This is a genomic window from Dokdonella sp. (genome assembly GCF_049593775.1).
Lineage (GTDB): Bacteria > Pseudomonadota > Gammaproteobacteria > Xanthomonadales > Rhodanobacteraceae > Dokdonella.
The window spans coordinates 1-24929 of the sequence record NZ_JBAWHJ010000390.1 but is presented as its reverse complement, the minus strand read 5'-3'; the positions used below and the strand labels follow the sequence as shown (position 1 = coordinate 24929).

Below are 24929 nucleotides of genomic sequence, written 5' to 3'. Positions count from 1 at the left end.
GCCCTGGACCTCGCCCGGGTCCTGCCCCAACGCCCGTTCCGCCAAGCGCGACTCGGCCGCGCCCGCAGGTGGCAAATGCGTCGCGCTGGTACAATTCCGCTCTTCCCTTCGCTCCATTGATTGGTATCCGTCATGTCCGTCCCCGCCAGCTCGCTCGCGCCAGCCATCGACACCGATTACACGCTCGATCACAAATACACGCGCCGCGAAGGCCGCATCTACCTGTCCGGCGTCCAGGCCCTGGTCCGCCTGCCACTGATGCAGCAGATGCGCGATCGCGCCGCTGGCGTCAATACGGCCGGCTTCATCTCGGGCTATCGCGGCTCGCCGCTGGGCGGATTCGATCTCGAGCTGTGGAAGGCGAAGAAGCACCTGAAGGCTTCGAACATCGAGTTCACCCCGGGACTCAACGAAGATCTCGGCGCGACCATGGTGTGGGGCACCCAGCAGACCAACCTGTTCGAAGGCGCGAAGTACGACGGTGTGTTTTCGATGTGGTACGGCAAGGGCCCCGGCGTCGATCGCTGTGGCGACGTGTTCAAACATGGCAATGCTGCCGGCACATCGAAGTTCGGCGGCGTACTCGCCCTGGCCGCCGATGATCACGCCTGCCGATCGTCGACCCTGCCGCATGGCTCGGAACTCGAATTCGTCTCGGCGATGATGCCTATCCTCAATCCGGCCGGTGTCCAGGACATCCTCGACATGGGCATGCTCGGCTGGGCGATGTCCCGCTTCACCGGCCGCTGGGTCGGCTTCAAGACCATTGCCGAAACGGTTGAATCCTCGGCTTCGGTCAACGTCAATCCGCATCAGCTCGACATCGTGATGCCGGAAGATTTCATCCTGCCCGAGGGCGGCTTGAACATCCGCTGGCCCGATCCACCGCTGAATCAGGAAATGCGCCTGCACCAGTACGCCGTGCAGGCAGCGACTGCATTTGCCCGCGCCAACCGCATTGATCGCATCGTGCTCGATTCGCCGAAGGCACGGCTTGGCATCGTGACTACCGGCAAGAGTTACCTCGACGTCCTGCAGGCGCTTGAATACCTCGGCATCGACGAAAAGGATGCACGCGAGATCGGCATCCGCGTCTACAAGATCGGCATGACATGGCCACTCGAACCCATCGGTATTCGCGAGTTTGCGGACGGGCTCGAGGACGTCATCGTCGTCGAGGAAAAGCGTTCCTTCATCGAATCGCAGATGAAGGAATACATGTACAACTGGTCGACCCGCCCGAGCGTGGTCGGCAAGTACGACGAGGAAGGCAACTGGGTGCTGCCAAGCACCAACGAACTCACGCCGGCCATGATTGCACTCGTGATCGCCAAGCGCCTCGCCCGCTTCTTCTCGAGCGAGGCGATCCGTTCGCGCGTCGCGTGGATCCAGGCCAAGGAGCAGGAGCTGACCCTGCCGCGCGCGAACTTCCCGCGTGCCGCGCACTACTGTTCGGGCTGCCCGCACAACACATCGACTGCCGTACCCGAAGGTTCACGGGCGCACGGCGGTATCGGTTGCCACTACATGGTGACCTGGATGGACCGCAGCACCGACACGTTCTCGCACATGGGCGGCGAAGGCGCGACCTGGTGCGGCCAGGCGCCGTTTACCGAAACGAAACATATTTTCCAGAACCTCGGCGACGGCACCTATTTCCATTCCGGCTCACTGGCAATCCGCCAGGCGATCGCGGCAAAGGTCAATATCACCTACAAGATCCTCTACAACGATGCGGTTGCGATGACAGGCGGCCAGCCAGTCGACGGCACCCTGACCGTACCCGATATCGCGCACCAGATGCGCGCCGAGGGCGTGCAGGCGATCATCGTCGTCTCCGACGACATCGAAAAGTGGGCGAAGCCTGAAATCTTTCCAGCCGGTGTCGAATTCATTCACCGCGATGAACTTGATGCCGTGCAGAAGCGCATGCGCGAAATCCCCGGCACCTCGGTGCTGATCTACGACCAGACCTGCGCGACCGAGAAGCGTCGCCGGCGCAAGCGCGGCAAGCTCGAGGATCCGAAGAAGCGCGTCTTCATCAATTCGCTGGTTTGCGAAGGTTGCGGCGACTGCGGCGAAAAATCCTTCTGCGTGTCGGTATTGCCCAAGGCGACCGAATACGGGCGCAAGCGCGAGATCGACCAGAGTGGCTGCAACAAGGATTATTCCTGCGTGAAGGGCTTCTGCCCAAGCTTCGTTACCGTGCATGGTGGCGGCTTGCGCAAGACGAAAAAGGCCGGTCCCGGCGAAGTCGATTTCGACAGCCTGCCCATGCCGACCATGGCGTCGAATCTGGATCGCCCGTGGAACATCCTCGTCACCGGCATCGGTGGCACCGGCGTGGTCACGATCGGCGCACTGATCGGCATGGCCGCGCATCTCGAGGGCAAGGGCAGCACCGTGCTCGACCAGACCGGCCTCGCCCAGAAGGGCGGCGCGGTCACCTGCCACCTGCGCATCGCCAAGGATCCGACCGAAATCCACGCCGTGCGCATTGCTGCTGGCGAAGCGGATCTGGTGCTCGGCTGCGACATGGTCGTGGTCAACGATTACTGGGCGTTGTCGAAGATCCGGGCCAAGCGCTCGAATGTCGTCCTCAACACCTACGAGGCGATGCCAGGCACCTTCACCACCAAGCCGGACATGCAGTTCCCGGCACAGAAGATCATCGATGCCGTGCGCACCGCATTGGAAGGCGGCGAACCCGAGTTGATCGACGCGACCCAGCTCGGCACGGCCCTGCTGGGCGACACGATCGCGGCCAATCTGTTCATGCTCGGCTATGCCTGGCAGAAAGGCTGGGTGCCGGTGAGCCTGGCTTCGCTGATGCGTGCCGTCGAGCTCAATGGTGCAGCGATTGAAATGAACAAGACGGCGTTCAACTGGGGCCGCATGGGCGCCCACGATGTCGCTGTCGTGCGCAAGGCCGCCAACGTTGGCGCAGCCAAATTGCCTTCGGGCTCCATTCCACTCAACCTGCCGATGCATCCGTCCGGCAGCAAGCCCGGTTCCGATGGTGTTTCAACTCCGCAGGGAGCCGAGGCTCTGGATGATCTGGCTCTGAGCACCTCGCTCGACGATCAAATCGCACGTCGTATCGAATTCCTGACCGGCTACCAGAACGCCGAGTACGCCAGCAAGTACAAGGCGCTGGTCGACAAGGTCCGCAACGGCGAACAACAGAAGACCCCGGCCTTCACCAGCCTCACCCAGGCCGTCGCGCGCTATGCGTTCAAGCTGATGGCCTACAAGGATGAGTACGAGGTCGCACGCCTCTACACCAGCGGCGATTTCGAGAAGAAGATCCGCGAAACCTTCGAAGGCGACTACAAGATCCATTTCCATCTCGCTCCACCGCTGCTGGCGAAGAAGGACGCCGAAGGCCACCTGCGCAAGGCCGAGTATGGCCCGTGGGTGTTCAAGGCGTTCCGCGTACTGGCCAAGCTGAAGGGCTTGCGCGGTGGCGCGCTCGACGTGTTCGGCTATACCGCCGAACGCAAGATGGAACGTCAGCTGATCGCCGACTACTTCAAGCAGGTCGATGAGCTGCTGGCCGGCCTCGACAGCGAGAATCACGCTCTCGCTGTCGACATCGCCTCCGTGCCGGAACATATCCGTGGCTACGGTCACATCAAGGAGCGCTTCCACGCTGATGCGATGAAGCGCCAGGATGACCTGCTCAGCGCGTGGCGCAATCCTTCAGTCGGGCGGAACGCGGCCTGATCCATGGCGGTGGCCGGTCGTTGCTTGCCGGCCCTGCTCGATCACGAAAACGCGTCGATGTCCGCGGCAACACGGGCGCGAAGCTCGGCCAGCATCTGCCGCTCGGTCAGGCTGATCGCCCATTCGGGTCGCAACTGGAAGTGTGGCTGGTCGACGATGGTTCGCCAGCTACCACCCCATTCGAGGCCGAGTTCCTCGCCAAGGGTGCCCACCGCCTTGTACATCGGCGATTCGCCGAGATACGCGTTGCGCTCGAACAGGCCGACGTCGAACGCAATCCCGAAGTTGTGGTTTGAATAGCCGCCGCGGGCATTGGTAACGACGTTGCCTGGGCGAGTCCGACCTTGCGCATACAGCAGATCCTGCTCCTCATAGCTGCGCTGTCCACCAATGATGTTGATGGTCAGGCCATGGCCCCTGGCCTTGAAGTAGAGCGCCCGGGCATAAGGTTGCACGCGCGGATGCAGGGTGGAGATGACCTTCTCGCTGCGCTGGTTTGCCCGGTCCTCCGGGTCATTCAGCGCACTATCGAGCGGAGAGCCCCGATCCACGATTCGCTTGTAGATCGCACCCCAGGTCTGCGGACCGGCGCGTCCATCCACGCCGACGCCGAGCTTTTCCTGCACGGCACGCACCATTTCCTCGATCTGCATGGCTCATCTCCCTGAGTTCGACCGATTCCAAGCATACGCCGGTACCCGCCCAGGCCAAACCGCAGTTTCAAGGCATCGCTGCATCAGGTTTAGTGGCAATCGCCGACCCACCCGGCGGGACCGGAACCCGTTCTCGTGGCGGCGGTCACACATTCACGTCCGCTCATTGGGCACATTGGAGACGTGCGATGAACATGCTGGACGAACTGAACATTCCCCAATTCGAAATGTACGGCCAGCCTGGCAGCGCGAAACCCGCTTCCATATCAATTCAACCAGGCAATTGCGTAGCCGAGGATCCCATCATGCCAGCCAAATTCAACGTGGATGAATTCGCCACAGCGCTACGTCAGCTCAAGCAGGCAGTGCCGGTTTCGACCGCAGCTGTTTCCTCCAGCGAGGCGCTACCTGCCGGTGAATGGCAGCAGAGTGAAAAGTTCAGAGTCCGCGTGATTACCGCTCGCACCAAGCTGAAGCTGATGCGTGACCGCAGCGAAGCCTTGCACAATTCGTTGCAGCGATTCCGCAAGCAGCAGGGCTGTGCAAACCGCGCCTGATCCCGATACGGTGTACGCACAGGTCTGGTCGCTACGCTGATTCATCGCGCTCGGGCCGTGCGATCGGGCATGCCTGGTTCCAGTTCAAGCGAACGCTACTGTGTTCAACTGATCACCCAGGTCAGGACATCTCGTCGTCTTCGAAGTAGGGATCAGTCCCAAGCGAGTCATGAACATCGACGACATGCTCCTCGGCGCAGTCCGGATCATTCATGTAGGCGATATTGAGCAGCGCATCACCACGATTCACCAGTGGAAGGTTGGTACGCCCAACGATAAGACCCTTGCCGGTGGCCAGCACGTCGATTTCGCTGTCGCCGAATGGATCAGCGACAATACCGAGGCGATCACCCTTCTCTACAGCTTCTCCTATCGTCTTGAAGGTACGCAGCAGCCCGCCTCGAGGTGCACGCACCCAACGCGTTTCCGAGGCCTCGATTGGCGCAGCCCGGCGTTCGCTGGACGATCGACCCGGCAACATGTTCAGGTGTTGCAGTACCGAGTTGATGCCACGCACGCCCGCTCGAACCGGCAGCTCGTCAAAGCGCAGGGCCTCGCCAGCTTCGTATAACAAGGTCTCCACGCCCGCCGCCTTTGCGGCGGCACGCAATGAACCCTCGCGGACGCTTGAAGTCAGCGTAATCGGTGCTCCGAAGGCACGTGCAAGCTCCCTGAGCCGCACCGAGCTGTCCGGGCTGATCCTGATCTGCGGGAGATTCATGCGGTGCTGCGCGGCGCTGTGCAGGTCGATTCCGAACTCGCATCGGCGCACGACCTCGTTGAGAAACAGGTCGGCCAGCTGGGCTGCCAGCGAGCCACGCTCCGATCCTGGGAAGCACCTGTTCAAATCGCGTCTGTCCGGCAGGTAGCGCGACTGGTTCAGGAAACCGAAGACGTTGACGATAGGAACGGCCAGCAGCGTCCCGGACAGTTTGTTCATTGCGGGGTTTTGCAGTACGCGCCTGATGATATCGACGCCAACGATTTCGTCGCCATGAACTGCGGCGGAAAGAAACACGACAGGCCCCGGCTTGCGTCCGTGGATGACATGAACCGGCAAGCTGACCGGTATGTGGTTGGCCAGCACGCTCACTGGAAGTTCTACTGTCTGGCGTGCGCCGGCCGAAATGCTGACGCCACCGATCTCGAAAAAGGTTCGACTCGCCCTGATCCGCGTTCGGCTGCCCGAGGCTGATGGCGTGTCGGCGCTTGTTGCCATCACCCGCGGCCTTTGGTCTTGGTCTTGCCGGGGCGCGCGTTGCGCTCGAGGAACGTGATGATCTGGCCCGCCACATCAATGCCGGTCGCCTTTTCGACGCCCTCCAGTCCCGGTGATGAATTGACTTCCATCACGACCGGGCCGTGATTGGATCGCAACATGTCAACGCCACAGACATTCAAGCCCATGGTTTTCGCTGCACGAACTGCAGTCGAGCGTTCTTCCGCGGTGATCTTGATGGGCTGCGCACTGCCTCCGCGATGCAGATTCGAGCGGAACTCACCCTCGGCGCCGCGACGACGCATTGCAGCAACCACTTTCCCGCCAATCACAAGTGCCCTGATATCTTCGCCGCCAGCTTCCTTAATGAACTCCTGCACGAGGATGTTGACGTGTGCGCCTCGAAACGCCTCGACCACGGACTTCGCGGAACGTGGCGTATCGGCCAGCACCACGCCGATACCCTGGGTGCCTTCGAGCAACTTGATCACCACAGGAGCACCGCCAACGACCTTGAGCACTTCCTCGGTCTGCTTGGGATCTTGCGCGAAGGCGGTTACCGGCAAGCCGATTCCGTCGCGTGCCAGCAATTGCATCGAGCGCAACTTGTCGCGCGAACGGCCGATGCCCACGGATTCGTTGAGCGGATACACCCCCATCATCTCGAACTGGCGCAGCACGGCCAGGCCGTAGAATGTGATCGATGCGCCGATGCGCGGGATCACGGCGTCGTAGCCGGTCAGCTTCTGACTGTTGTAGTACACCTCGGGTCGATGAGAAGTGATATTCATGTAACAGCGCAGGGTATTGACGATATCCAGCGTATGTCCGCCCGCTTCCGCCGCTTCGACCAGTCGCCGGTGCGTGTACAGATTGGCATTGCGTGCCAGCATGATGAACTTCATTGGGTTTTCCGGTCAGGTCTGGGGCGTGCGTTCTGGTTTCTTGATGACCGTCTTGCGGACCGGCGCACCGACATGGTTTGTCGAACTGATCGGCCCGGCCAATCGCGTGCGGGACGGATCGACGAGAAATTTTCCTTTCAATGCCGAACGCCCGATCAACATGGGCAACTCCATGTCGGAGCGATCAGTCAAGGTGACTTCAGTCGACCAGACCTGATCAGCCAGGCGAAGTGTCAGGATCACGACCGGTCGAATCTGTGCCATGCCCGTCGAACTTTTCACGCTCCGGTGCTCGGCAACCGGCAAGCGAAAACGGTGGCGCAGTGCCTGGTCGATATCGGGAAGCTCGAACTCGATCCACATCGCGGAACGACTCTTGCTGTAGTTCATTCCTACCGCATGCAACGCCGAAGTTCGCGCACCGGTATCCAGCTTTGCCGGCAACCGGATGTTGCCAAGGTCCGGCAAGACGACAGACTCCTTCCAGCCAAGAACCAGCTTGTTGCCAACCACGCGCAACGGCTTGGTTTCGCCTGTGGATCTGGATCGGCTCAGGTGAGGGTCGGCGACTTTTCGCATGGTTGGCCCGGACACTTCATGAGATCGCACTATACGCGGCTCACCTGTCGCGGAACGAACCTGCAAGGCGAAGCTATGCGGCGATCGGCAGGGATGCCGGGCAGATTGCGTTCCGCCATCAGCGTGCTCCCTTGCCCAGCACAAGGGCTATTCCGGTCAATATGGCCAACCCTGCCAGGATCAGTCGCAGACTCAGCGGCTCGCCCAACAAGAGCACTCCGGCAACGCCAGTCAGCACAGGCACGCTGAGCTGGATTGTGGCGGCTTGTGTCGATTTCAGCCACGGAAGCACCGAATACCAGACGACATAGCCGCACCCCGATGCCAGGGCGCCCGATGCAACCGCGTAGGCGATTCCCTGTGGCTGGATACTGGTTGCATCCACTTGCATCAGGCTGAATGCCAGTGCAAATGGAACCGCACGCAGGAAGTTTCCGCTCGTCATCCATTGCGGATCGCCACCCCCGCGGCCGCGCAGCGAATAGATTCCCCAGGCAACGCCAGCAGCAAACATCCACAACGCACCCATCAATGGTGGCCGGGACAACCCGGGCACAAGCAATCCGAGCAGGCCCGTCATCGCCAGCACGAGTCCGCCAACCTGCGCTGCCCTGAGCCGTTCGCCCATGACCAGGCCTGCGATGATCATGCTGACTTGCACGGCACCCACCAGGAGCAATGCACCCGTGGCCGCAGACAGCGATACATAGGACATCGAAAATCCTGCGGCGTAGACAAACAGCGCGGATGCCGAGAGCCAGCTACCACCCACGCCCTGGCCACGCATGCGGCGGATTCCAAGCAGCATCAACACGAGTGCGCCTGACACCAGGCGAATCGCGGTGAAGCTTGCTGGATCGATCGCGGCATCCTTCAGTGCTGCGCGACACAACAGCGAATTCCCCGCGAAAGCGAGCATGGCCAGTGACGTCAGGGCAATCAGCCGCGGCAGTGACGGAGCAGTGTCTGGACTGCGTGACATGGAGATTTACTGGCTGTTCGAGGGTCGGATTGGCGATGCGCGCGGATTTCCGCGCGCCTGATCTGGTGGACTGTAACAAGGATCGCTTTCGCAGATCCGTGCAAACATGCATCAACGCGAAAGCCAGATGCAGAGAATCGAGCCGACCAATGTTGATTGCCCTTACCCGAAAGATCAGCCCCCGCCTCGCCGATTGCGAGCTTACCCATCTTGCACGCGAGCCGATTGATATTGAACTGGCCGTGCGTCAGCACGCGACCTACGTGAAGCTGCTGGCCACTCTCGGTTGCGCGTCGATCGAGCTTGAAGCCATGCCGCAATTGGCGGATTCGGTCTTCGTCGAAGACGTCGCCATCGTGCTGGATGAGGTCGCCATCATGACACGTCCGGGTGCCGCCTCGCGTCGACCTGAAACTGAGTCGATGGTGGTGGCGCTCGAGCGGCATCGACCGTTGCTGCGCATCGAGACCCCAGGACAACTGGATGGTGGTGACGTGTTGCGAATCGGTCGCACCGTGTACGTGGGCCAGTCAGGTCGAAGCAATGCCGAGGGGATCGATCAGCTGCGCAGCCTGCTCGCCCGCTTTGGCTATGCGGTGCACGCCGTTCCGATCCGCGATTGCCTGCACCTCAAGTCGGCGGTGACGTCGCTTGATGACCAGACCATCATCGTGCAACCGGCCTGGCTTGATCGCGACTCGTTCGACGGCTTTCGCGTCATCGAAGTTGATCCCGAAGAGGCACATGCTGCCAACGTCCTGCGCGTTGGCGAGCAAATCGTGATGCCCGCGTGCTTTCCGCGAACGCAGCAGCGTATCGAGTCAATCGGCTTTCATGTCAACCCGATTGATGTATCCGAATTGCAGAAAGCAGAGGGCGCGGTCACCTGCTGCAGCCTGGTATTCGAATCCATGAAACAGGCGCCGGCCTGAGCGGGTCAATCGAGGAACTCCTTGCGCAAATCTACTGTGCCGTGCTTGCCCAGCGCAGCATGGTGCTGGTCCAGCCATAGCTCCGCGCTGGCACGACCCAGATCACGCAGGCCCGCAAGAAACTTGATATCGGTGCTGATCTTGGTCGCCGCCGACAGCGTACCCATGAACGCATCCGCACGGATCAGGTGGACCAGGATGTGGCGCATGCGTTTGGCGTACTCGGGCTTGAGCCAGCCCTCTCCGAGCTGGCGGGTAACGAACTCGACTGCACGCATTTCCCGCATCAGCGAGGAGTTGAAACTGATTTCGTTGACGCGATCCTCGATCTCGGCCGGCGTGGTCGGCACTTCATCGCGCCGCATCTGATTGACCATGACCACGACGACATCGCGAGTGCCGGTCTCGTAGAACAACGGGTAGAGCGCGGGATTTCCCATATACCCGCCATCCCAGTAATGCTCGCCATCGATCTCGACCGCCTGGAACAGATGCGGCAGGCACGCCGATGCCATTACCGCATCCACCGACATCGAGTTGTTGTCGAAAATGCGTACCTTGCCGCTGCGCACGTTGGTCGCGCAAAGAAACAGCTTTACCTCACCGCAGTGATGCAGCGCCTCGAAATCGACGCACGACGCAAGCAGATCACGCAGCGGATTCAGATTGAGCGGATTGAACTGATACGGTGAAAACGTACGTGTGAATGACTCTCCGACCCACAGCTGCGCAGCCAGTAGCGGGTCCGCACTCGCGGTCGTCAGCGGATTGGTTCCAGCCATCGCTGCGATCGGATTGAGCGTCGCGCCGAGCTTGCCAACACGCTCCCAGAAATTCGCCAGGCTCGCTCGGGCGCCGTCACGCCCACCTTTCATCAATCCGTGCGCAAGCAGCACCGCATTCATCGCTCCGGCACTGGTGCCACATATACCGTCGAAACTGACCCGGCCGTCCTCAAGCAGGCGATCGAGCACACCCCAGGTGAAGGCGCCATGCGAACCGCCACCCTGAAGCGCCAGGTTGATGGACTTCGTGGCGGATTTGGATGATGCCTTGACGTTACGTCCGGCTGTTGAATGCCGCCTCGGACCAGGTGATCGCTTGCCAGTATTCGCCATGAGATATTTTGCCTTGTCAAAAACCGGTTGCGTGGTCGCACGCTGCAAGCGGGTTCTGCGAACAATACGGCAATGTCGCGCTTGCTGCGCCGACGTTCGCGTGAAACGTTCCTGTGCCTTGTATTCCCAACGATGGCATCTGCTTCATATCGGCCCCTGTGCCGAGAACACTCTGGCAGCAGCTTGATGCCTGCAGCTCGACATCGAAACTGATCGACTTGCTACTGGTAGCCCTTGGCCTGCAACGAAAACAGATGGGCGTAGTGGCCCTCCTGCTGCACGAGTTCGGCGTGACTTCCATGCTCAATGATGCGACCTTCCTGGATGACGATGATCTGGTCGGCCATGCGCACGGTCGAGAAACGGTGAGAGATCAGGATCACGATGCGATTCTTCGACATGGCGCGGAAGTGTTCAAAGATCGTCGCCTCGGCTTCGGCATCCATGGCTGCAGTCGGCTCATCGAGCACGAGGATATCGGCCTGCGATCGCATGAAGGCGCGTGCAAGCGCGATCTTCTGCCATTGGCCACCGGACAGTTCGCGACCATCGTTGAACCATTTTCCGAGCTGGGTGTTATAGCCATCGGGCAGCTTGTCGATGAACTCGCTGGCCATGCCCTTTTCACTGGCCTCGCGCCACAGTGCTTCGTCCTCGAAATTGGACACGTCGCCGGCACCGACATTTTCTCCGACGCGCATCTGGTAGCGTGCAAAATCCTGGAAGATCACGCCGATACGTCGGCGCAGGGCAGTCTCGTCCCACTCCTCCAGATCCGTACCATCGAGCAGGATGCGGCCGCTATCGGGCGAGTAGAGCCGGGTCAGCAACTTGATCAGGGTGGTCTTCCCGGAACCGTTCTGACCAACCAGGGCGAGAGATTCTCCGGGGCGGATATGCAGGTTGATGTCGATCAGTGCCGCCGTCTCCGATCCCGGATAGGTGAAGCTGACGTTCTCGAAGCGGATGCCATCGCTGTGATCGGCGCCCTTCACGGCCGTGCCACTGGATGCGCGCACGGGCGTTTCCAGATACTCGTAAAGGGTCGACAGATAGAGGTTGTCCTCGTACATGCCGCCGATCGAGGAAAGAATCGCAGAAACCGAGGACTGTCCCTGCCGGAACAGCATGAAGTACATCGTCATCTGACCAAGCGTGATGCGCCCCATCACTGTCGTGAAGGCGATCCATGCGTAGGCACCGTAGAGCGTGAGCGTACCGATCAGGCCGAGTCCGAGACCCCAGCTGTCACGGCGCAGGGTCAGGCGACGATCCGCGCTGTAAAGCTTGTGGAAAATACTGCGGTAGCGATCCAGCAACATCGGTCCAAGACCGAACAGCTTGACCTCCTTCGCGCCGTCTTCGCGGGCCAGCACGGTTTCCAGGTACAACTGCATCCGCGTTTCCGGCGAGCGCCAGCGGAAGAGCGTGAATGCATCCCCTGAAAACTTGGCCTCGGCCATGAATGCGGGCAGACCGGCCAGCAGCAATACGGCCATCGCCCATGGCGAGAAGCTGATCAGCAGAACCGCGTAGCTGCTCAGCGCGATCAGGTTCTGGGCCAGGCCAAACGTGCGATTGACCAGCGACAGCGGTCGACTTGAGGCTTCGCGGCGCGCACGGGTGAGCTTGTCGTAGAACTCCGAATCCTCGAAGTGCGACAAATCCAGGGTCAGCGCCTTCTCCAGGATCATCACGTTGACACGCTGCCCCAACTGGGCGCGCAGCAATGACTGACAGAACGATATGCCGCGTTGTGCGGCCGCCATCGCCACCACCAGCAGGCACTCCAGCGCGACCAGCCAGAACAGCGGCACCAGTGAGGTGGCGGGGTCGACCTGCACGGCTCGCGCGGTATCCACCACGCTGTCGACGATCTGGGCGCCGACCCAGGCGATCCCCGCCGGCAGCAGACCAGCGATCAGGGTGAGCAGGGCCAGACCAATGGTCAGCGCGCGGCTGGTCGACCAGACCAGCTGCACGGCACGGGCACTGAATCGGAATGCGCCGCGAAAACCACGATTGAAGTCGGTTTTCCCTGAATTTTGCCGGCCCTTGTGCGCGCTCATCAAATCAACCCAGCCCTGTCATCGCTCCGCAAGCGCACGATATGGGGACGATTTCGCCCTGCGAAACCTCCCGCCGGAATCCGGTGTCGTTCTTGCGCGGCCCCGGAATCTGCATCAACATCGACTTCCCCAACTTAAAGGTTCACGCCAATGAAACGCGTTGCCATGCTTCTGGTCCCCTTGATGCTCGCCGCTTGCGCAAGCACGCCCACGACCACCACCGACACTGCACCCGGCACGGATTTCTCGAAATACCGCAGCTATACGTGGGGTGACAAGCCGGAAACCGGCAACCCCCTGGCCGGACAGCGCATCGTCTCCGACGTCAACGCGCAGCTGCAGGCCAAGGGCTGGACGGAGTCCGCCGAAGGCGAGGTTACTCTCGTCGCACACGTGGCTACACGACAGAAGCAGACCATGGACACCTTCTACACCGGCAGCCGATACGGCGGCTGGGGCTGGCGCGGCGTTGGAGGCGTGGGAATGGGCATGGGCAGCGCGCAGACCGTAGTCAACACCTACGATGTCGGCACCCTGGTCCTCGACATGTTCGACACCAGCACCAAACAGGCAATCTGGCGCGGAACGGCCACGGCCACCGTACCCAGCTCGACCAAGGCCCAGAACGCAAAGATTGACGCCGGCATCGCCAAGATGTTCGTCGATTTCCCTCCGGGTAGCGCCGCTTCCAAGTAGTCAGTTCGTCTCGATGGTCCCGGCCTGTCGCCGGGGCCGTCTCACGCTCTTCACTGCATGGCGGGGTCCAACGGCCCGTTGGACCACACCGCCTCGATAAGGCCACCTGCTCGGCGAAGTCCAGCCTGAACAAGTTCAAGCCGGCGGCCCGGACCAATGGCCCATGGACAGGCAGGAATCGAGCGTATAATTGGGCGGCTGTGAACTCGCACCCGACGAGAACGAGAGTTGCGAGGCAGTGGCCCCAGATCCGCCCTCGCGCGGTGCCCCAAAGCCCTTGATGTACCCACATAACCAATCGGAGATCCAGACAATGCGCAAGACCCTACTCTCCCTGTCGATGGGAATGCTCCTCGTAGGTGGAGTCAATGCTGCCTCGCTGCAGACATCATCGACCAGCCAGCCAAGCGCCCCCGCGGCCGCTTGCCCGACCGGCCCCGGCTTCCTTTCCTACAACACGGATTGCACCCCGGTTGCAGGAACCGTCGCATGCGGCGGCACAGGCCTGGTGACGACCGCCGAGAACAGCTACTACCGGCGCTTTGTATTTGCCCCGGGCACCAATCCCAATTCGACAGTCGCGACCGTGCAGATTGGCATTGAGCGCGCGACTTCAGGTACGCCTGGCAACCCGGTCGGTGGCCTCGAGATTCGCGTCTACACGATTGCAGACGGTGTACCGTTGACCCTTGCAGCGCTGACGCAAATTGGCTCGGCGACATTCAGCGCCGCTGATGGAGCTGCGCTCACCGAGAACATCATTCCGATCGCTCCCGCAGCCGTCATTGATGATCCGGCGACGAAGAATCTGGTCATCGAACTGTTCGAGCCCGACCTGACAGCTGCAAACAGCGCCGTGGTCTTTGGCTCCAATGCTACCGGCACCGGCATCACCTACCTCAGGGCCCCGAGTTGCGGCGCCGCCGAGCCGGTTGATATCGCCAGCCTTGGTGCATTCGGCAACATCAAGATCATCGCGGCAGCCGGCGGGTCAGGCCTGCCGGTGACATTGCAGGAATACACGATCGACTGATCTGGCCGATTGCCAGCACCACGAAAACGCCCCGCTCGCGGGGTGTTTTCTTGTCCGGCTTCGTCGACCGGATCGGAAATCTTCAACGCGCAACCGCGTCGCCGACAGGCACAAGAGATCCACCCTCGAGGTTCGCGTACAACCGTGCTCATCTCACTGGCGACAGGCTCGCAGCAGGATGTCCGAAAGGTAGCGGCGCAAGCAGGTCTGGACAATGGCGCTTTCGGCACGCCGAGGCCTGTGTCAGAACAAGTTTGGAATGGCCGGGTGACAGTCGCATACTCACGGGCATGCTGCAGCCGAAACTTCTTCTTCGAGCTTCATTGCCGGCCCTCTTCGCTTGCCTGTCTGGACGGACCGCTCAGGCAGAATGCAGCATAGCTGCGCTTCTCGAAGCCGAGCCGATCGAGGGTGTTGCAGCACGCCTGCACGAGCAGCGCATGGACCTCGGCGAACTCGAAGCTGCACGATGTGCACTGCTTGTTTCCGAACGTCTTGACCAGACGCGATCGACCGAAGCGCTTGAACTCTCATCCGAAGCCATGGAGGCGATCAATCGGCTCGGGACACGGCGCGACCGCTCCGACGCGATTTTCCTCAATGCCCGATTGAAGATGGCACAAGGCCAGCAAGCGACTGTCACCGAGCAATTGCAACAGTCGCTGGAACTGTGCGACGAGGTGCCCGACTGCCGCGCCGAACGCTTGCTGGAAATTGCCATGTTCGAGCGCAAGGCAAGCCAGCTCGATTCTGCACGCAAGCGGATCGAAGCGGCGCAAGCCCTCATTGTCGAACGGCACGGACCCACGCATCCTCTGTTCGCCGTGGCCATGCGCAATCTTTCCCAGATCGCTTTCAGTCAGGGGCGCTACGACGAAGAACTTGAGCTGCTCTACCGCGCACTGGCGATGCAGGAAGACCTGCTTGATGACAACGATCCCGAAATAGCGACGACGGCGCTCCTGCTGGGATTCAGCCTGGCCGATCGCGGCCGCTATGACGAATCCCTGCCGCTCTACCGACGTAGCCTCGACATTCGCCTGAAGGTTCTGGGCACCGCCAACACCGACACCGCGCAGTCGATGCTTGCACTTGGCTCCCTTTCGACCATCCGCGGTGAATACCTCAAGGCAAAGCCACTGATCGAGCAGGCAGTGGCGATACGCGAGCGCCTGTTGCCGCCCGGGCACGCCAATCTTTCAGCCGGAAACGTTCAGCTCGCTCACCTTCTGGAACGCATGGGTGACGACGCCGGAGCAGAACGCGCCTACCGCAAGGTGCTGGTGATCGCGGAAGAGAATGGTGACTTTTACAAGCAATTCGTTGCCTGGTCAGGGCTGGCCGGCATGGCGGCTGATCGTGGCGACTATCGCGCCGCGAAGCCGCTGATCCGGAAGTCACTGGCGCTGATGACCGAGCAGAACTATACCTCTCACTCCTGGCAGGATGGTCGCTACATGCTGGCCGAGATCGAACGCAATCTTGGCGACCGTGCAGCTTCGCTGGCCCTGCATGAGCTGGTTCTCGCCGAAAGGAGCAGGACACGACCCAAAGGCGACGCACTGACTGCCAAGAGCAAGTTCGCTGTAGCCATGCTGCAGGTCGAACTCGGCGACGCCAGTCGCCTGGGGGCTGCGCAAGATGCGCTCGACGAGATCGTCGGAAACTACGGTGCCAGGCATCCTGATCTCGAAGGACTGATGACAAGATCAGCCCAGGCCCAGCTCGCACATTCGAGGATCGAGAATGCAGCGGCGATGGCATTGCGTGCCGTCGATGTGCGTCTGCATGTGCTGTCGGAGACCACGTTCGGGCTCAGCGAGTCCGAGGCACTACGCTATGCCGATGACGACGTACCGGCGCTGAACCTGGCACTTTCTCTGGCCGGCCAATATCCCGGGCGCGTACCACTTGCGCCGGCCTGGAATCGACTTCTGGCCATGCATGATCTCGTCCTTCGGCGCGTCGCAGGTCGTATCGCCTTGAGCAAGGCATCTGAAGATCCACTCACCATGGATGCAGCACACGCGCTGCAAACCAGTAGCGACCGCTATGTTCGCCTGCTTTTGCTCAACGCAGACGGCGGCAATCAGGAGGCCTGGCGCAAGCAACTGGCCACGGCCCGCAGCGAACGCGAGGGAGCCGAGCGCGCACTCGCAAAGTCGATGAGCGCCATGCCGATCGAAGACGCGCCCACTCTGGATTCATTGCGCAGCCAGCTGAGCGACAAGCAGCGACTGGTCAGCTTCGTGGTTGGCAAGGAGGACGGTCTCGATCACTACTCTGCATTGATTGTTGGGAAGCAGCATGGACCTCTGAGAGTGGATCTCGGACCTGTCGTGGAGATCGATGCGCGGCTGCGCCAGTGGCGAGAAGCACTCTCTTCGAACCATGCCGGTAGCGAACTGTCAGATCGCGTACTGCAACCGGTCCTGGCAGCCAGTGACGGTGCCAGTGAACTTTTCGTGATTCCCACGGGTGCGCTGCATCTGTTGCCATGGGCTGCGCTACCTGCCGGGGATGGCCAGTTCCTTGTCGAGCGCGGCCCGGTGATCCGGCTGCTGCATCGTGAGGCCGAATTGACCACTGCGGTGGCGACGGCGCGGGCGAGAAGTCCGGTTCCAGGCGGCAGCAACGGCCTGCTCGCGCTTGGCGGCGCTCAATTTGGAGAGCTGGCCACAGCAATGCCTCTCAATGCCTGTGCCTCGTTCGCCGAACATGAGTTTTCCATTCTGCCCGGCAGTCTCGCGGAAGTCGCCGAGTTGCAGCGGGAATGGCCAGCCTGGCGACCCGACGAAACGGTTACGGCACACGTTGGCAAGAGCGCCAGTGAGCGACACTTCCGTCGCGAAGCGCCCGGAAAACGCGTGCTGCATCTCGCCACGCACGCCTTTTTCGTGGATCCCCAGACTTGCATAACCGACACCGGCCTCCTGCGTGGCGTGGGGTCGCTGGTCGCGCGCGCACCGCATGAGACCGTGACGCTGGCGGGCCTTGCACTGGCCAATGCCAATCAGCGCGCGGCACTGCCGACAGCCGACGACGGCATCCTCGCCGCCGAGGAAATCGCCATGCTCGACCTGCGCGGTGTTGAACTCGCGGTACTGTCGGCCTGCGATACGGCACTTGGCACGCTGACCTCAACTGAAGGCGTACTCGGTCTGCGACGCGCGTTCCGGCTGGCTGGTGTGGAGAGCCTTGTCACCAGCCTGTGGAAGGTCAGCGACGAGGATGCTCGGGTCTGGATGCGAGCGTTCTATTCCCATCTCGCAGCGAGCGATCAGCGCAGCGGGCTGGCTGCCTGGGCTGCGACCGCTGAAGTACTCGCTGCGCGCCGCGCCGCCAACGCAAGTCTCAATCCCATCCACTGGGCAGGATTCGTGGCCACCGGCAACTAGCTGAACCGTGGGTCGATGAACCAAATTTCGCAGCCCGTCGCGCTAAGCTAGGCTCATGTCGCCCGTCTCTGAATCCACCGCCGATCTTCTGGGTCTGTGCCGAACCGGCAGCCATGCTGCGCGTGAGCAACTGATGCGCCGGTTTCTTCCGATCCTGCGCAACTGGGCACGTGGTCGCCTGCCCCAGCATGCTCGCGAAAATGCGGCAACCGACGATCTTGTGCAATTGACACTCGTTCGAGCGTTATCTCATCTGGACGATTTCGTTCCCGAACGCGAAGGGGCCTTTCTTGCTTTCCTACGAACCATTTTCCTCAACCAGCTGCGTGACGAGATGCGTCGTGTGGGGCGCGCGCCAGATCGCGCTCCGCTTGATGACATCGGCACGCTGGCCGGTAGCGGCTCGCCGCTGGAGTCAGCCGTCGGCGAGCAGGCACTCAAGGCCTATGAAGCTGCGCTGGCAGAACTGCCGGCGCTCGACCGTGAGGCCGTCCTGATGCGCTTGGAATTCGGTTACGAGTACGCAGAGATCGCTATCGACCTGGGCCTGCCTTCGGCCAATGCCGCGCGCATGCGCATCAGTCGCGCGATCGAACAACTGGCGGAGATCATCGATGTCGAACAGCTCCGTACCTGAAGGCAAGACACTCGCTGAAAGAATCTGCGACGGCGAGCCGATCCAGTGGCCGGCATCGATTGAAGCACCCGAGTCCAACCGGCGCGCCGCACTGCAATTGCTCGATACGATTTCACGCACCTATCGAAGCAATCGGCAGGACGCGCCGGACTGTTCGAATGGCGAAACCTGGGGACCACTACGACTGCTTGGACCGCTGGGTGAAGGGAGTTTTGGCACGGTTTATCGCGCCCTCGACCCGCTGCTGCAGCGCGAGGTCGCCCTCAAGCTGGCACGTGTCGATGGCAGCCGGGCACGGCAATGGATCAGCGAAGCCCGTCGCCTGTCGCGAATCAGCCATCCGAACGTGGTTGCGATCCACGGCGCTGAAATACACGAGGGCCGAGCCGGCATCTGGTTCGAACGAATCGAAGGGCAATCGCTGCAACAGTGGATCGTGCAGCAAGGCCCATTGGGTTCGGGCGAGCTGATCGCGGTCGGAGAATCCCTGTGCGCAGCGCTGGCTGCCGTGCATGGGGCCGGACTGATCCACGGCGATATCAAACCCGCCAACATCCTGCGCGAAATCGGCGGGCGTATCGTTCTGCTCGATTTCGGATCATCGCGAGAACTCGGCGCGGAATCATTGGCCACCGGGTCGTTGCCCTACCTCGCTCCCGAGTTGCTGGAAGGTGGATCGCCGAGCATCGCTACCGATGTCTATGCGTTGGGAATGACACTGAGATACCTGCTTGTCGGCCAGTTACCGGATGCCGCAGACGCCGGCCAGCGGCTGCTGGATCGGCGCCCGGATTTGCCACAGGCCCTGGTCGGATGCGTGGAAGCCGCCTGTTCGGCCGACCCCGGAAGACGACCACGATCAGCCGGCGTATTTTCGACGGGACTGACCGCTGCCGGTTCAGCATCGATTGCAAACGCCATGCCGGTAGTTGCCCGCAACCCCGCCACTTGGATGATCGCTGCCTGTCTGATTCTTGCAATGATGGCATGGGCAGGTTGGCGCGCTTTTTCCAGCTCGCCAGCCATGCTCAAGGACGTCGCATTGATGACGCGGGATTCCGCCGGTGCTGCGCAGCCTGTACAACGTCCATTGCAGATCGGAGCGCCGTTGTCGCTTCGTCTTGCACCGAACCGCGAAATTTTCGTCTATGTACTCAATCAGGATGATCGCGGCAATCGCCACCTGCTGTATCCGCTGACTCCGGATCAGAATCCGATTCGTTCTCATGACACTGTCGAGCTGCCTGGGCAGGTAAATGGTCAACGCGTCGACTGGCAAGTGGATTCGAGCAGCAGCGAGGAACGCTTTGCGGTCATCGCATCCGCCGAACGACTCCACCAGCTGGAAAGCTCACTGGCCAACTGGCCGCGTGCCGGTCAATCTTCAACGCATCGGGACCAGCGACTGCGCGGCGTGGGCGGTCTGGCAAATGCACCTGAAGGCCCAGCGCTGGATCTGGACAGCCTTGTATCGCCCTACCAGAACCGCGAAGACGTCGAAGTCGTGTTGCTCAGGCTTCCAGCAGAGTAGGTTTTTGCGCAACTGCTGATGTCTGTTGCAAGAGGATCCTTGTCATGACTTCGCCCTCCTTGCAGCTCGTCGAGTGAACACGCCACGCCTTGTCCGGGTAACCCTGCCGGCGCAGAGTCGCACAAGGCGCCGGTCGGACCTGATCATCGTTGTACTCGCCAACCTGATTCCGCTCCATCAGGTCGTGAACGGCGCATGGTCGCTCAGCGAGGTGATCGCACTGTTCTGGCTGGAGAACCTCATCATCGGCATCGTCCACTTCAGCAAGCTGCTGCTTTGCAACCCGGCCAAGCGTCCACGCAGCAAGGATGACAAGCTGGCCATCGAGTTTTTCCCGATCTTCTACGGCGGCTTCACCCTGTTGCAAGGCGTGGCGCTCGTGCTGGGCTACTTCTTCATCGGCTTTGATTCGGGCACGCTGTCGCAAAGCGACGGATTCTCGAGTCATGCGCAGTTGTCGGTGTTCTGGTGGGCTCTCGCAGCCATTCTTTTCAGCCATGCAATTTCCTTCGTTCGACGCTACCTCTATGGCGGCGGGCGTCGGCGCGAGACCATCGACAGTCTCGGCATGGGACCGATCAGACGCGTCGTAATCCTGCAGGTTCTGCTTGTCGGGGGCGGAATCATTGCGGCCTGGTACGGCGAGCCCATCTGGGCACTCGTGGTGCTTGTATCGGTGAAGCTGCTGGTTGATCTGGCTGCCTGTTGGCGCGCGCTGGACTAGTAAGTTCGTGGAATACCCGCAGCACTTCTTGAGTGCTCGGAACATCCATCCAGACCGACCGTCACCTCCTCATGTGCTATCGGCCCGCACTTCGTCGTTGTACCTGACAGCCCCCCTGGAAACGGAGACTGTCATGGCACCCTGCAATCAAATGGTTTCGCGCGAGCGGTCATCGCGCGTGCTTTTTGGCTTGATCCTGTCCGCCATCCTGGCAGCCGTATCACCGGCTCGCGCAGAAGACTATTGCATCAGCACACCTTCCGAACTGACCGATGCCCTGCTTTTTTCCCAGTTCACGCCCGGCAGCAACTCCCTGCGTCTGCGGCCAGGGACCTACAACTTGCCGAACGGAGTGTCATACGAGAATGCATTTGGAGGCGACCTGTTCCTCAGCGGCGACTGGAATTCCGGTTGCACCGTGCGCGGTAGTGATCCCTACGCAACGGTGATCGACGGCTTCGGCGCAGAGTCTTCCACGTGGGTATTCATCGCCACTTCCACCGATATCACGATCCAGCAGATTCGATTTTCCAACGTCGAGGAAGTGAGAATGGTGGACTACGTTGCAAATGGCTGCACGCCGTCCGGGCAGAAGTTCGTGGTTCGTCGAAGTATTTTTGATGGATCATCCTCAAGTCTTCGCCTGGCCATCGGTAATCTCTGTCACGCCGTCATCCTTGAAAACAACCTCGTGCGGGGTGGGCGTGGCGTCATGCAATTTGGCGATGACGGTAACCCGCCGCCGCTACGAATGGTCCACAATACAATTACAGGTTCCGTGGAGAAGGGCTTGTATCTGGGTCGCCTGGTTGAAGAAGGCTCGTTCATCGAGCTGTACAACAACATCATCTACGGGAACGCCGGCGACGATGTTTTCGTCGAGAATGCGAGCTCTGTCCTGGCGATCGGCAACAACTGGGGCGAGATCAATTTTGACGGCAGCGGTGGCCTAAGCCCCGGCAGCAGCAACAACGTCACCACCAACCCGCAGTTGCAGGCGGATGGCAGGCCGGCCGAACCCGGCTCACCGGCTATAAACACGGGCAGCAATTCTGTTCCGGGCGGACTTCCCTCCACCGACATCGAAGGCAACTCGCGAGTCATTGGCAGCGCGCCTGATCGCGGTGCTTTCGAGACCGATATTTCCAATATCGCCGTACTCAGCGTGACCGACCCCAACGACAGCGGTCCCGGCACCTTGCGCCAGGCCATCATCACGGCCAACGCATCGCCCAACGCACAAATCATCACCTTCAACATTCCGGGCTCGTGTCCGCAGAGCATCTTCCTGCAATCGCCCCTACCATCATTGACCGATGACGGACTGCTGCTGATCAACGGACAAACCCAGCCCGGCAGCAGCGCGAACACCCTGGTGGATGGCAACAATGCAACCATCTGCATTCAACTCAGGAAGAGTTCCCAGGTCGGCAGCCTCAGCCATGCGATCAAGGTTCCGGCCGGCAGCGACACCTTCCTGATACTTCGTGGCATCGGCTTCGGAGGCTTTGGAAACGCCATTGAACTTGCCGACGGCGATGGTCATCTGATCCAGGGGAATCGATTTGGCGAACCCCTGCCAAGCAACAGCATCGGCGTATATTCCGGCCCCGGAAGCAAAGGCGCAAAGATCGGCGGAATCAGTTCCCCGGCGCTACGCAACACCATCGCCAACAGCAGCTTCGCCGGAATTTTCATCGACGGCAGCGACAACGTCGAGATCGGCAACAACTATATCGGTACCGACCCCAACGGCTTGGCCGCTGCACCCAACAATGTCGGCGTGTTCGTGCAGAACGGCGTGGGCACCCAGATCTTCAGCAGCGTGATTTCGGGCAACACGCTCTCCGGGGTGCTGATCAGCGGCGCGCAAACCTCCGACACGATCATCACGGACAACAACATCGGCGTCAGCCGCAATACAGCATCCGGTACGTTCCCGCGGGGCAACGGCACAGCCGGCGTGATTATCGGCGCGGGTGCTCACGACAGTCGCATCGGCGGCACCTTGCGCGATACCGGCAACATCATCGCCGCAAATGGTGGCGACGGCGTTGCCGTTCAGTCCGGCCAGCGCAACACGATCATCGGCAACCGCATTTACAGCAATGGAGAGCTGGGCATCGACCTGGCAGCCAACGGCGTCAATCAGAATGACAATGACGCCGATTCCGTGCCTGCCGACTACGCCAACAGAGGGGTCAATTTCCCTGCCCTCAGTAGCGCCATTGGCGGAGACGCCAGCGGAAGCGTCCGCGGGACATTGAGCAGCACACGCGGCGAGTACCGCATCGAGTTTTTCATGAACACGTCCTGCGATGCCTCGGGTCATGGCGAAGGCGCCACGTCCATTGGTGCCTTGCAACTCACACTGCCGAACCTGCCGGGTCAGCAAACTCAGGCCTTCGCGGCAACTGTCCAGATTGCCAGCGCATCGCTCGGCGGCTGGATCAGTGCAACGGCTACCGACAGCAGCGGCAACACTTCCGAGTTCTCCGCCTGCGTCCCTTACGACAGCTCGGATCTGATCTTTGCTGACGATTTCGATTGAGGTCTCGGGAGCCCAGATCAAGTGAGCCCTGGTGTTGCCGAAGGAGACCTGTCCGCAGGCCAGGGGTCGAAATGCGCGGCGCTTTCAGGCGCACCCAAGCCCGCCGTGTGTGCGAAACAACACCTGCATTTCGTTGATGAGGATGTCACACCCCTTAAGCGGAGCGCGCCATGATCTTTCATTCAGAATCAGCCAGCCGCCTGGCACCACGCATGATGAGTATTGCGTCATTCGCGGGGTCAAAGGCCATGGGCTTGCTTCTCGCTTGCCTGGCTTGCGGCTCAAGCCAGGCCGCCATCATCTGTATCGACAGCGGAGACAGTGCGTCGCTCGAAATATGGCTGGGCGCGATGAGCAGCAACGGCCAGGATGACGAAATCCGTTTGCGGGGCGGTACTTTTGTCGTTCCAGCAGGTTCGGGCGGATTCCAGTTCTTCTCCACCGAATCGAACAGCCTCAGCATTTCCGGACAGTGGAATGCCGGCTGCACCTCCATTCGGGGTATTGCCGATACCGTACTCGATGGTTCAGGTGCCTCGCGAATCATGCAGCTCTACAGTGACGACGGTGACCTGACCGTGCGACGCCTCCTGTTCGCCAACGGCCGACGCGACGGCACGAGTGGCTCGGCAGGGCTGCAAATCAACGGACTGGCCAACTTTGGCAGGAATGTGACGGTCGAGCAGTGTGCATTCTTCAGCAATGCCGATACTGAACCCGGCTTCGACAGCGGCAGTGCTGCGTTGTCGGCGGCGACCGAGAACGGCGAGCTGCGCATCCGCAACAACTTATTCGTCAACAATGCCGGGGGTATGGCGAGTGCGGCTGCGATCTTTCTCAACGGGAACGCCAGCGTGGCCTACATCACCAGCAACACCGCAAGCGGAAACGGGGGAGATGGCGCGCTTGCCGGCGGTTTTCGCGTACAGGTCGGTACGGCGTCAACGGATTCCGTCTTCCTAAGCAACAATATCTTGTGGGGAAATTCCAGCCCCGACCTGCACATCGACAGCGGCGCAGTGCTTTACAACAACGACATCGGTCAGCTCACCGGAACTGCCAGCATCCTGAGTGCCGGCAATGTCAGTATCGACCCGGGTTTCTCAGGTGGATCGCCGCCGAGCTACCGACTCGTACCCACCTCGCCATTGATCAATGGAGGCATCAACGCCGCCCCTGGCGGGCTGAGCTCAGTGGATTTCGAAGGCTTCACACGCATCCAGGGCGGCATCGTCGATGTGGGGGCCTATGAACTTTCCGACGTGATCTTCGATGATGATTTCGACTAGCCGCCGGATCACGGGTTTCATGGGGCGTTCTGCACTCTGTCTGGCGATCAGCATGCTTCCGGCTGGCGGTGCCCTGGCCTTCGACGTCTGCCTGGTGGGTGGTAACAGTGCGGCGCTTTCATTCTGGCTCAAATCATTCCAGAGCAATGGCGAAGACGACGAGATCAGACTACGGGCCGGCACATTCAAAGTCCCTGACGGCGGCTTTCAGTTTTTTTCGCTCGAATCCCACGACCTCACCGTCTCAGGCGGATGGAACACCGATTGCAGTTCGCGCCGCGATACCGGCGATACGGTTCTCGATGGTGGCGAGAGTGAAAGGGTGATGGC

At 60.9% G+C, this 24929-nt stretch carries 19 protein-coding genes; 12 read left to right on the top strand and 7 right to left on the bottom strand.

Annotated elements, in window-relative coordinates; translation table 11 throughout:
• Positions 1–132: 132 nt before the first annotated feature.
• The gene (locus WBP53_RS13415) at positions 133–3726 is read left to right on the top strand and encodes an indolepyruvate ferredoxin oxidoreductase family protein (RefSeq protein ID WP_423929738.1); all 3594 of its coding nucleotides are present in this window, start codon (positions 133–135) and stop codon (positions 3724–3726) included.
• Positions 3727–3767: 41 nt separating this feature from the next.
• Here the strand turns inward: WBP53_RS13415 and WBP53_RS13410 are convergent, their stop codons facing one another.
• Positions 3768–4379 (bottom strand): M15 family metallopeptidase, encoded by a 612-nt coding sequence (locus WBP53_RS13410; RefSeq protein ID WP_423929736.1) that lies wholly within the window; start codon positions 4377–4379, stop codon positions 3768–3770.
• 305 nt (positions 4380–4684) lie between these two features.
• On the opposite strand from WBP53_RS13410, the gene WBP53_RS13405 reads away from it, so the two are divergent.
• Positions 4685–4936, top strand: coding sequence for a hypothetical protein (locus tag WBP53_RS13405; RefSeq protein ID WP_423929734.1), 252 nt, complete (start codon positions 4685–4687; stop codon positions 4934–4936).
• Positions 4937–5057: 121 nt separating this feature from the next.
• Here the strand turns inward: WBP53_RS13405 and WBP53_RS13400 are convergent, their stop codons facing one another.
• From WBP53_RS13400 to WBP53_RS13385, 4 genes are all read right to left on the bottom strand, one after another.
• Positions 5058–6155 carry a succinylglutamate desuccinylase/aspartoacylase family protein gene (locus WBP53_RS13400; protein ID WP_423929732.1) on the bottom strand — a complete coding sequence of 366 codons (1098 nt, stop codon included), beginning with the start codon at positions 6153–6155 and terminating at the stop codon, positions 5058–5060.
• Entirely contained in the window at positions 6155–7060 is a 906-nt protein-coding gene (gene rimK, locus WBP53_RS13395; RefSeq protein WP_423929730.1) for a 30S ribosomal protein S6--L-glutamate ligase, read from the bottom strand. Before rimK ends, WBP53_RS13400 begins: the two co-directional genes overlap by 1 nt.
• Before the next feature lie 12 nt (positions 7061–7072).
• Positions 7073–7639 (bottom strand): ATP-dependent zinc protease, encoded by a 567-nt coding sequence (locus WBP53_RS13390; RefSeq protein WP_423929728.1) that lies wholly within the window; start codon positions 7637–7639, stop codon positions 7073–7075.
• A 118-nt stretch (positions 7640–7757) separates the two neighbouring features.
• Positions 7758–8621: a DMT family transporter gene (locus WBP53_RS13385; protein WP_423929726.1), complete on the bottom strand. Its 864-nt coding sequence runs from the start codon at positions 8619–8621 to the stop codon at positions 7758–7760.
• Positions 8622–8770: 149 nt separating this feature from the next.
• On the opposite strand from WBP53_RS13385, the gene WBP53_RS13380 reads away from it, so the two are divergent.
• Entirely contained in the window at positions 8771–9553 is a 783-nt protein-coding gene (locus WBP53_RS13380) for a dimethylarginine dimethylaminohydrolase family protein (protein WP_423929724.1), read from the top strand.
• Positions 9554–9558: 5 nt separating this feature from the next.
• Here the strand turns inward: WBP53_RS13380 and WBP53_RS13375 are convergent, their stop codons facing one another.
• A complete protein-coding gene (locus WBP53_RS13375; protein WP_423929722.1) occupies positions 9559–10671 on the bottom strand; it encodes a patatin-like phospholipase family protein in 1113 nt (370 codons plus the stop codon).
• Positions 10672–10892: 221 nt separating this feature from the next.
• Positions 10893–12740, bottom strand: coding sequence for an ABC transporter ATP-binding protein (locus tag WBP53_RS13370; RefSeq protein WP_423929720.1), 1848 nt, complete (start codon positions 12738–12740; stop codon positions 10893–10895).
• 150 nt (positions 12741–12890) lie between these two features.
• Here WBP53_RS13370 and WBP53_RS13365 point away from each other — a divergent pair, with 150 nt between their 5' ends.
• From WBP53_RS13365 to WBP53_RS13325, 9 genes are all read left to right on the top strand, one after another.
• The gene (locus WBP53_RS13365; protein ID WP_423929718.1) at positions 12891–13436 is read left to right on the top strand and encodes a DUF4136 domain-containing protein; all 546 of its coding nucleotides are present in this window, start codon (positions 12891–12893) and stop codon (positions 13434–13436) included.
• A 313-nt stretch (positions 13437–13749) separates the two neighbouring features.
• Positions 13750–14469, top strand: a complete 720-nt coding sequence (locus WBP53_RS13360; protein ID WP_423929716.1) for a hypothetical protein — start codon at positions 13750–13752, stop codon at positions 14467–14469.
• A 323-nt stretch (positions 14470–14792) separates the two neighbouring features.
• Positions 14793–17867 (top strand): CHAT domain-containing protein, encoded by a 3075-nt coding sequence (locus WBP53_RS13355; RefSeq protein ID WP_423929714.1) that lies wholly within the window; start codon positions 14793–14795, stop codon positions 17865–17867.
• Positions 17868–17922: 55 nt separating this feature from the next.
• A complete protein-coding gene (locus tag WBP53_RS13350; protein ID WP_423929712.1) occupies positions 17923–18504 on the top strand; it encodes an RNA polymerase sigma factor in 582 nt (193 codons plus the stop codon).
• Positions 18482–20035, top strand: a complete 1554-nt coding sequence (locus WBP53_RS13345; RefSeq protein ID WP_423929710.1) for a protein kinase domain-containing protein — start codon at positions 18482–18484, stop codon at positions 20033–20035. The genes WBP53_RS13350 and WBP53_RS13345 overlap by 23 nt, the downstream gene beginning before the upstream one ends.
• 73 nt (positions 20036–20108) lie before the next feature.
• A complete protein-coding gene (locus WBP53_RS13340; RefSeq protein WP_423929708.1) occupies positions 20109–20759 on the top strand; it encodes a DUF6498-containing protein in 651 nt (216 codons plus the stop codon).
• A 133-nt stretch (positions 20760–20892) separates the two neighbouring features.
• Positions 20893–23310 (top strand): choice-of-anchor Q domain-containing protein, encoded by a 2418-nt coding sequence (locus WBP53_RS13335; RefSeq protein WP_423929706.1) that lies wholly within the window; start codon positions 20893–20895, stop codon positions 23308–23310.
• 170 nt (positions 23311–23480) lie between these two features.
• On the top strand, positions 23481–24599 hold the full coding sequence (locus WBP53_RS13330) for a choice-of-anchor Q domain-containing protein (RefSeq protein WP_423929704.1): 1119 nt from the start codon (positions 23481–23483) through the stop codon (positions 24597–24599).
• A partial coding sequence (locus tag WBP53_RS13325) for a hypothetical protein (protein ID WP_423929702.1) occupies positions 24583–24929 on the top strand: 347 nt, incomplete at its 3' end. The genes WBP53_RS13330 and WBP53_RS13325, both read left to right, overlap by 17 nt.

What these genes read in the sequence shown, in the direction of transcription:
- WBP53_RS13370 (WP_423929720.1), bottom strand. Translation starts at nt 12,740, where the DNA reads ATGAGCGCGCACAAGGGCCGGCAAAATTCAGGGAAAACCGACTTCAAT.
- WBP53_RS13375 (WP_423929722.1), bottom strand. Translation starts at nt 10,671, where the DNA reads ATGGCGAATACTGGCAAGCGATCACCTGGTCCGAGGCGGCATTCAACA.
- WBP53_RS13330 (WP_423929704.1), top strand. Translation starts at nt 23,481, where the DNA reads ATGATCTTTCATTCAGAATCAGCCAGCCGCCTGGCACCACGCATGATG.
- WBP53_RS13335 (WP_423929706.1), top strand. Translation starts at nt 20,893, where the DNA reads ATGGCACCCTGCAATCAAATGGTTTCGCGCGAGCGGTCATCGCGCGTG.
- WBP53_RS13380 (WP_423929724.1), top strand. Translation starts at nt 8,771, where the DNA reads ATGTTGATTGCCCTTACCCGAAAGATCAGCCCCCGCCTCGCCGATTGC.
- WBP53_RS13350 (WP_423929712.1), top strand. Translation starts at nt 17,923, where the DNA reads ATGTCGCCCGTCTCTGAATCCACCGCCGATCTTCTGGGTCTGTGCCGA.
- WBP53_RS13415 (WP_423929738.1), top strand. Translation starts at nt 133, where the DNA reads ATGTCCGTCCCCGCCAGCTCGCTCGCGCCAGCCATCGACACCGATTAC.
- rimK (WP_423929730.1), bottom strand. Translation starts at nt 7,060, where the DNA reads ATGAAGTTCATCATGCTGGCACGCAATGCCAATCTGTACACGCACCGG.
- WBP53_RS13405 (WP_423929734.1), top strand. Translation starts at nt 4,685, where the DNA reads ATGCCAGCCAAATTCAACGTGGATGAATTCGCCACAGCGCTACGTCAG.
- WBP53_RS13360 (WP_423929716.1), top strand. Translation starts at nt 13,750, where the DNA reads ATGCGCAAGACCCTACTCTCCCTGTCGATGGGAATGCTCCTCGTAGGT.
- WBP53_RS13400 (WP_423929732.1), bottom strand. Translation starts at nt 6,155, where the DNA reads ATGGCAACAAGCGCCGACACGCCATCAGCCTCGGGCAGCCGAACGCGG.
- WBP53_RS13365 (WP_423929718.1), top strand. Translation starts at nt 12,891, where the DNA reads ATGAAACGCGTTGCCATGCTTCTGGTCCCCTTGATGCTCGCCGCTTGC.
- WBP53_RS13345 (WP_423929710.1), top strand. Translation starts at nt 18,482, where the DNA reads ATGTCGAACAGCTCCGTACCTGAAGGCAAGACACTCGCTGAAAGAATC.
- WBP53_RS13385 (WP_423929726.1), bottom strand. Translation starts at nt 8,621, where the DNA reads ATGTCACGCAGTCCAGACACTGCTCCGTCACTGCCGCGGCTGATTGCC.
- WBP53_RS13390 (WP_423929728.1), bottom strand. Translation starts at nt 7,639, where the DNA reads ATGCGAAAAGTCGCCGACCCTCACCTGAGCCGATCCAGATCCACAGGC.
- WBP53_RS13410 (WP_423929736.1), bottom strand. Translation starts at nt 4,379, where the DNA reads ATGCAGATCGAGGAAATGGTGCGTGCCGTGCAGGAAAAGCTCGGCGTC.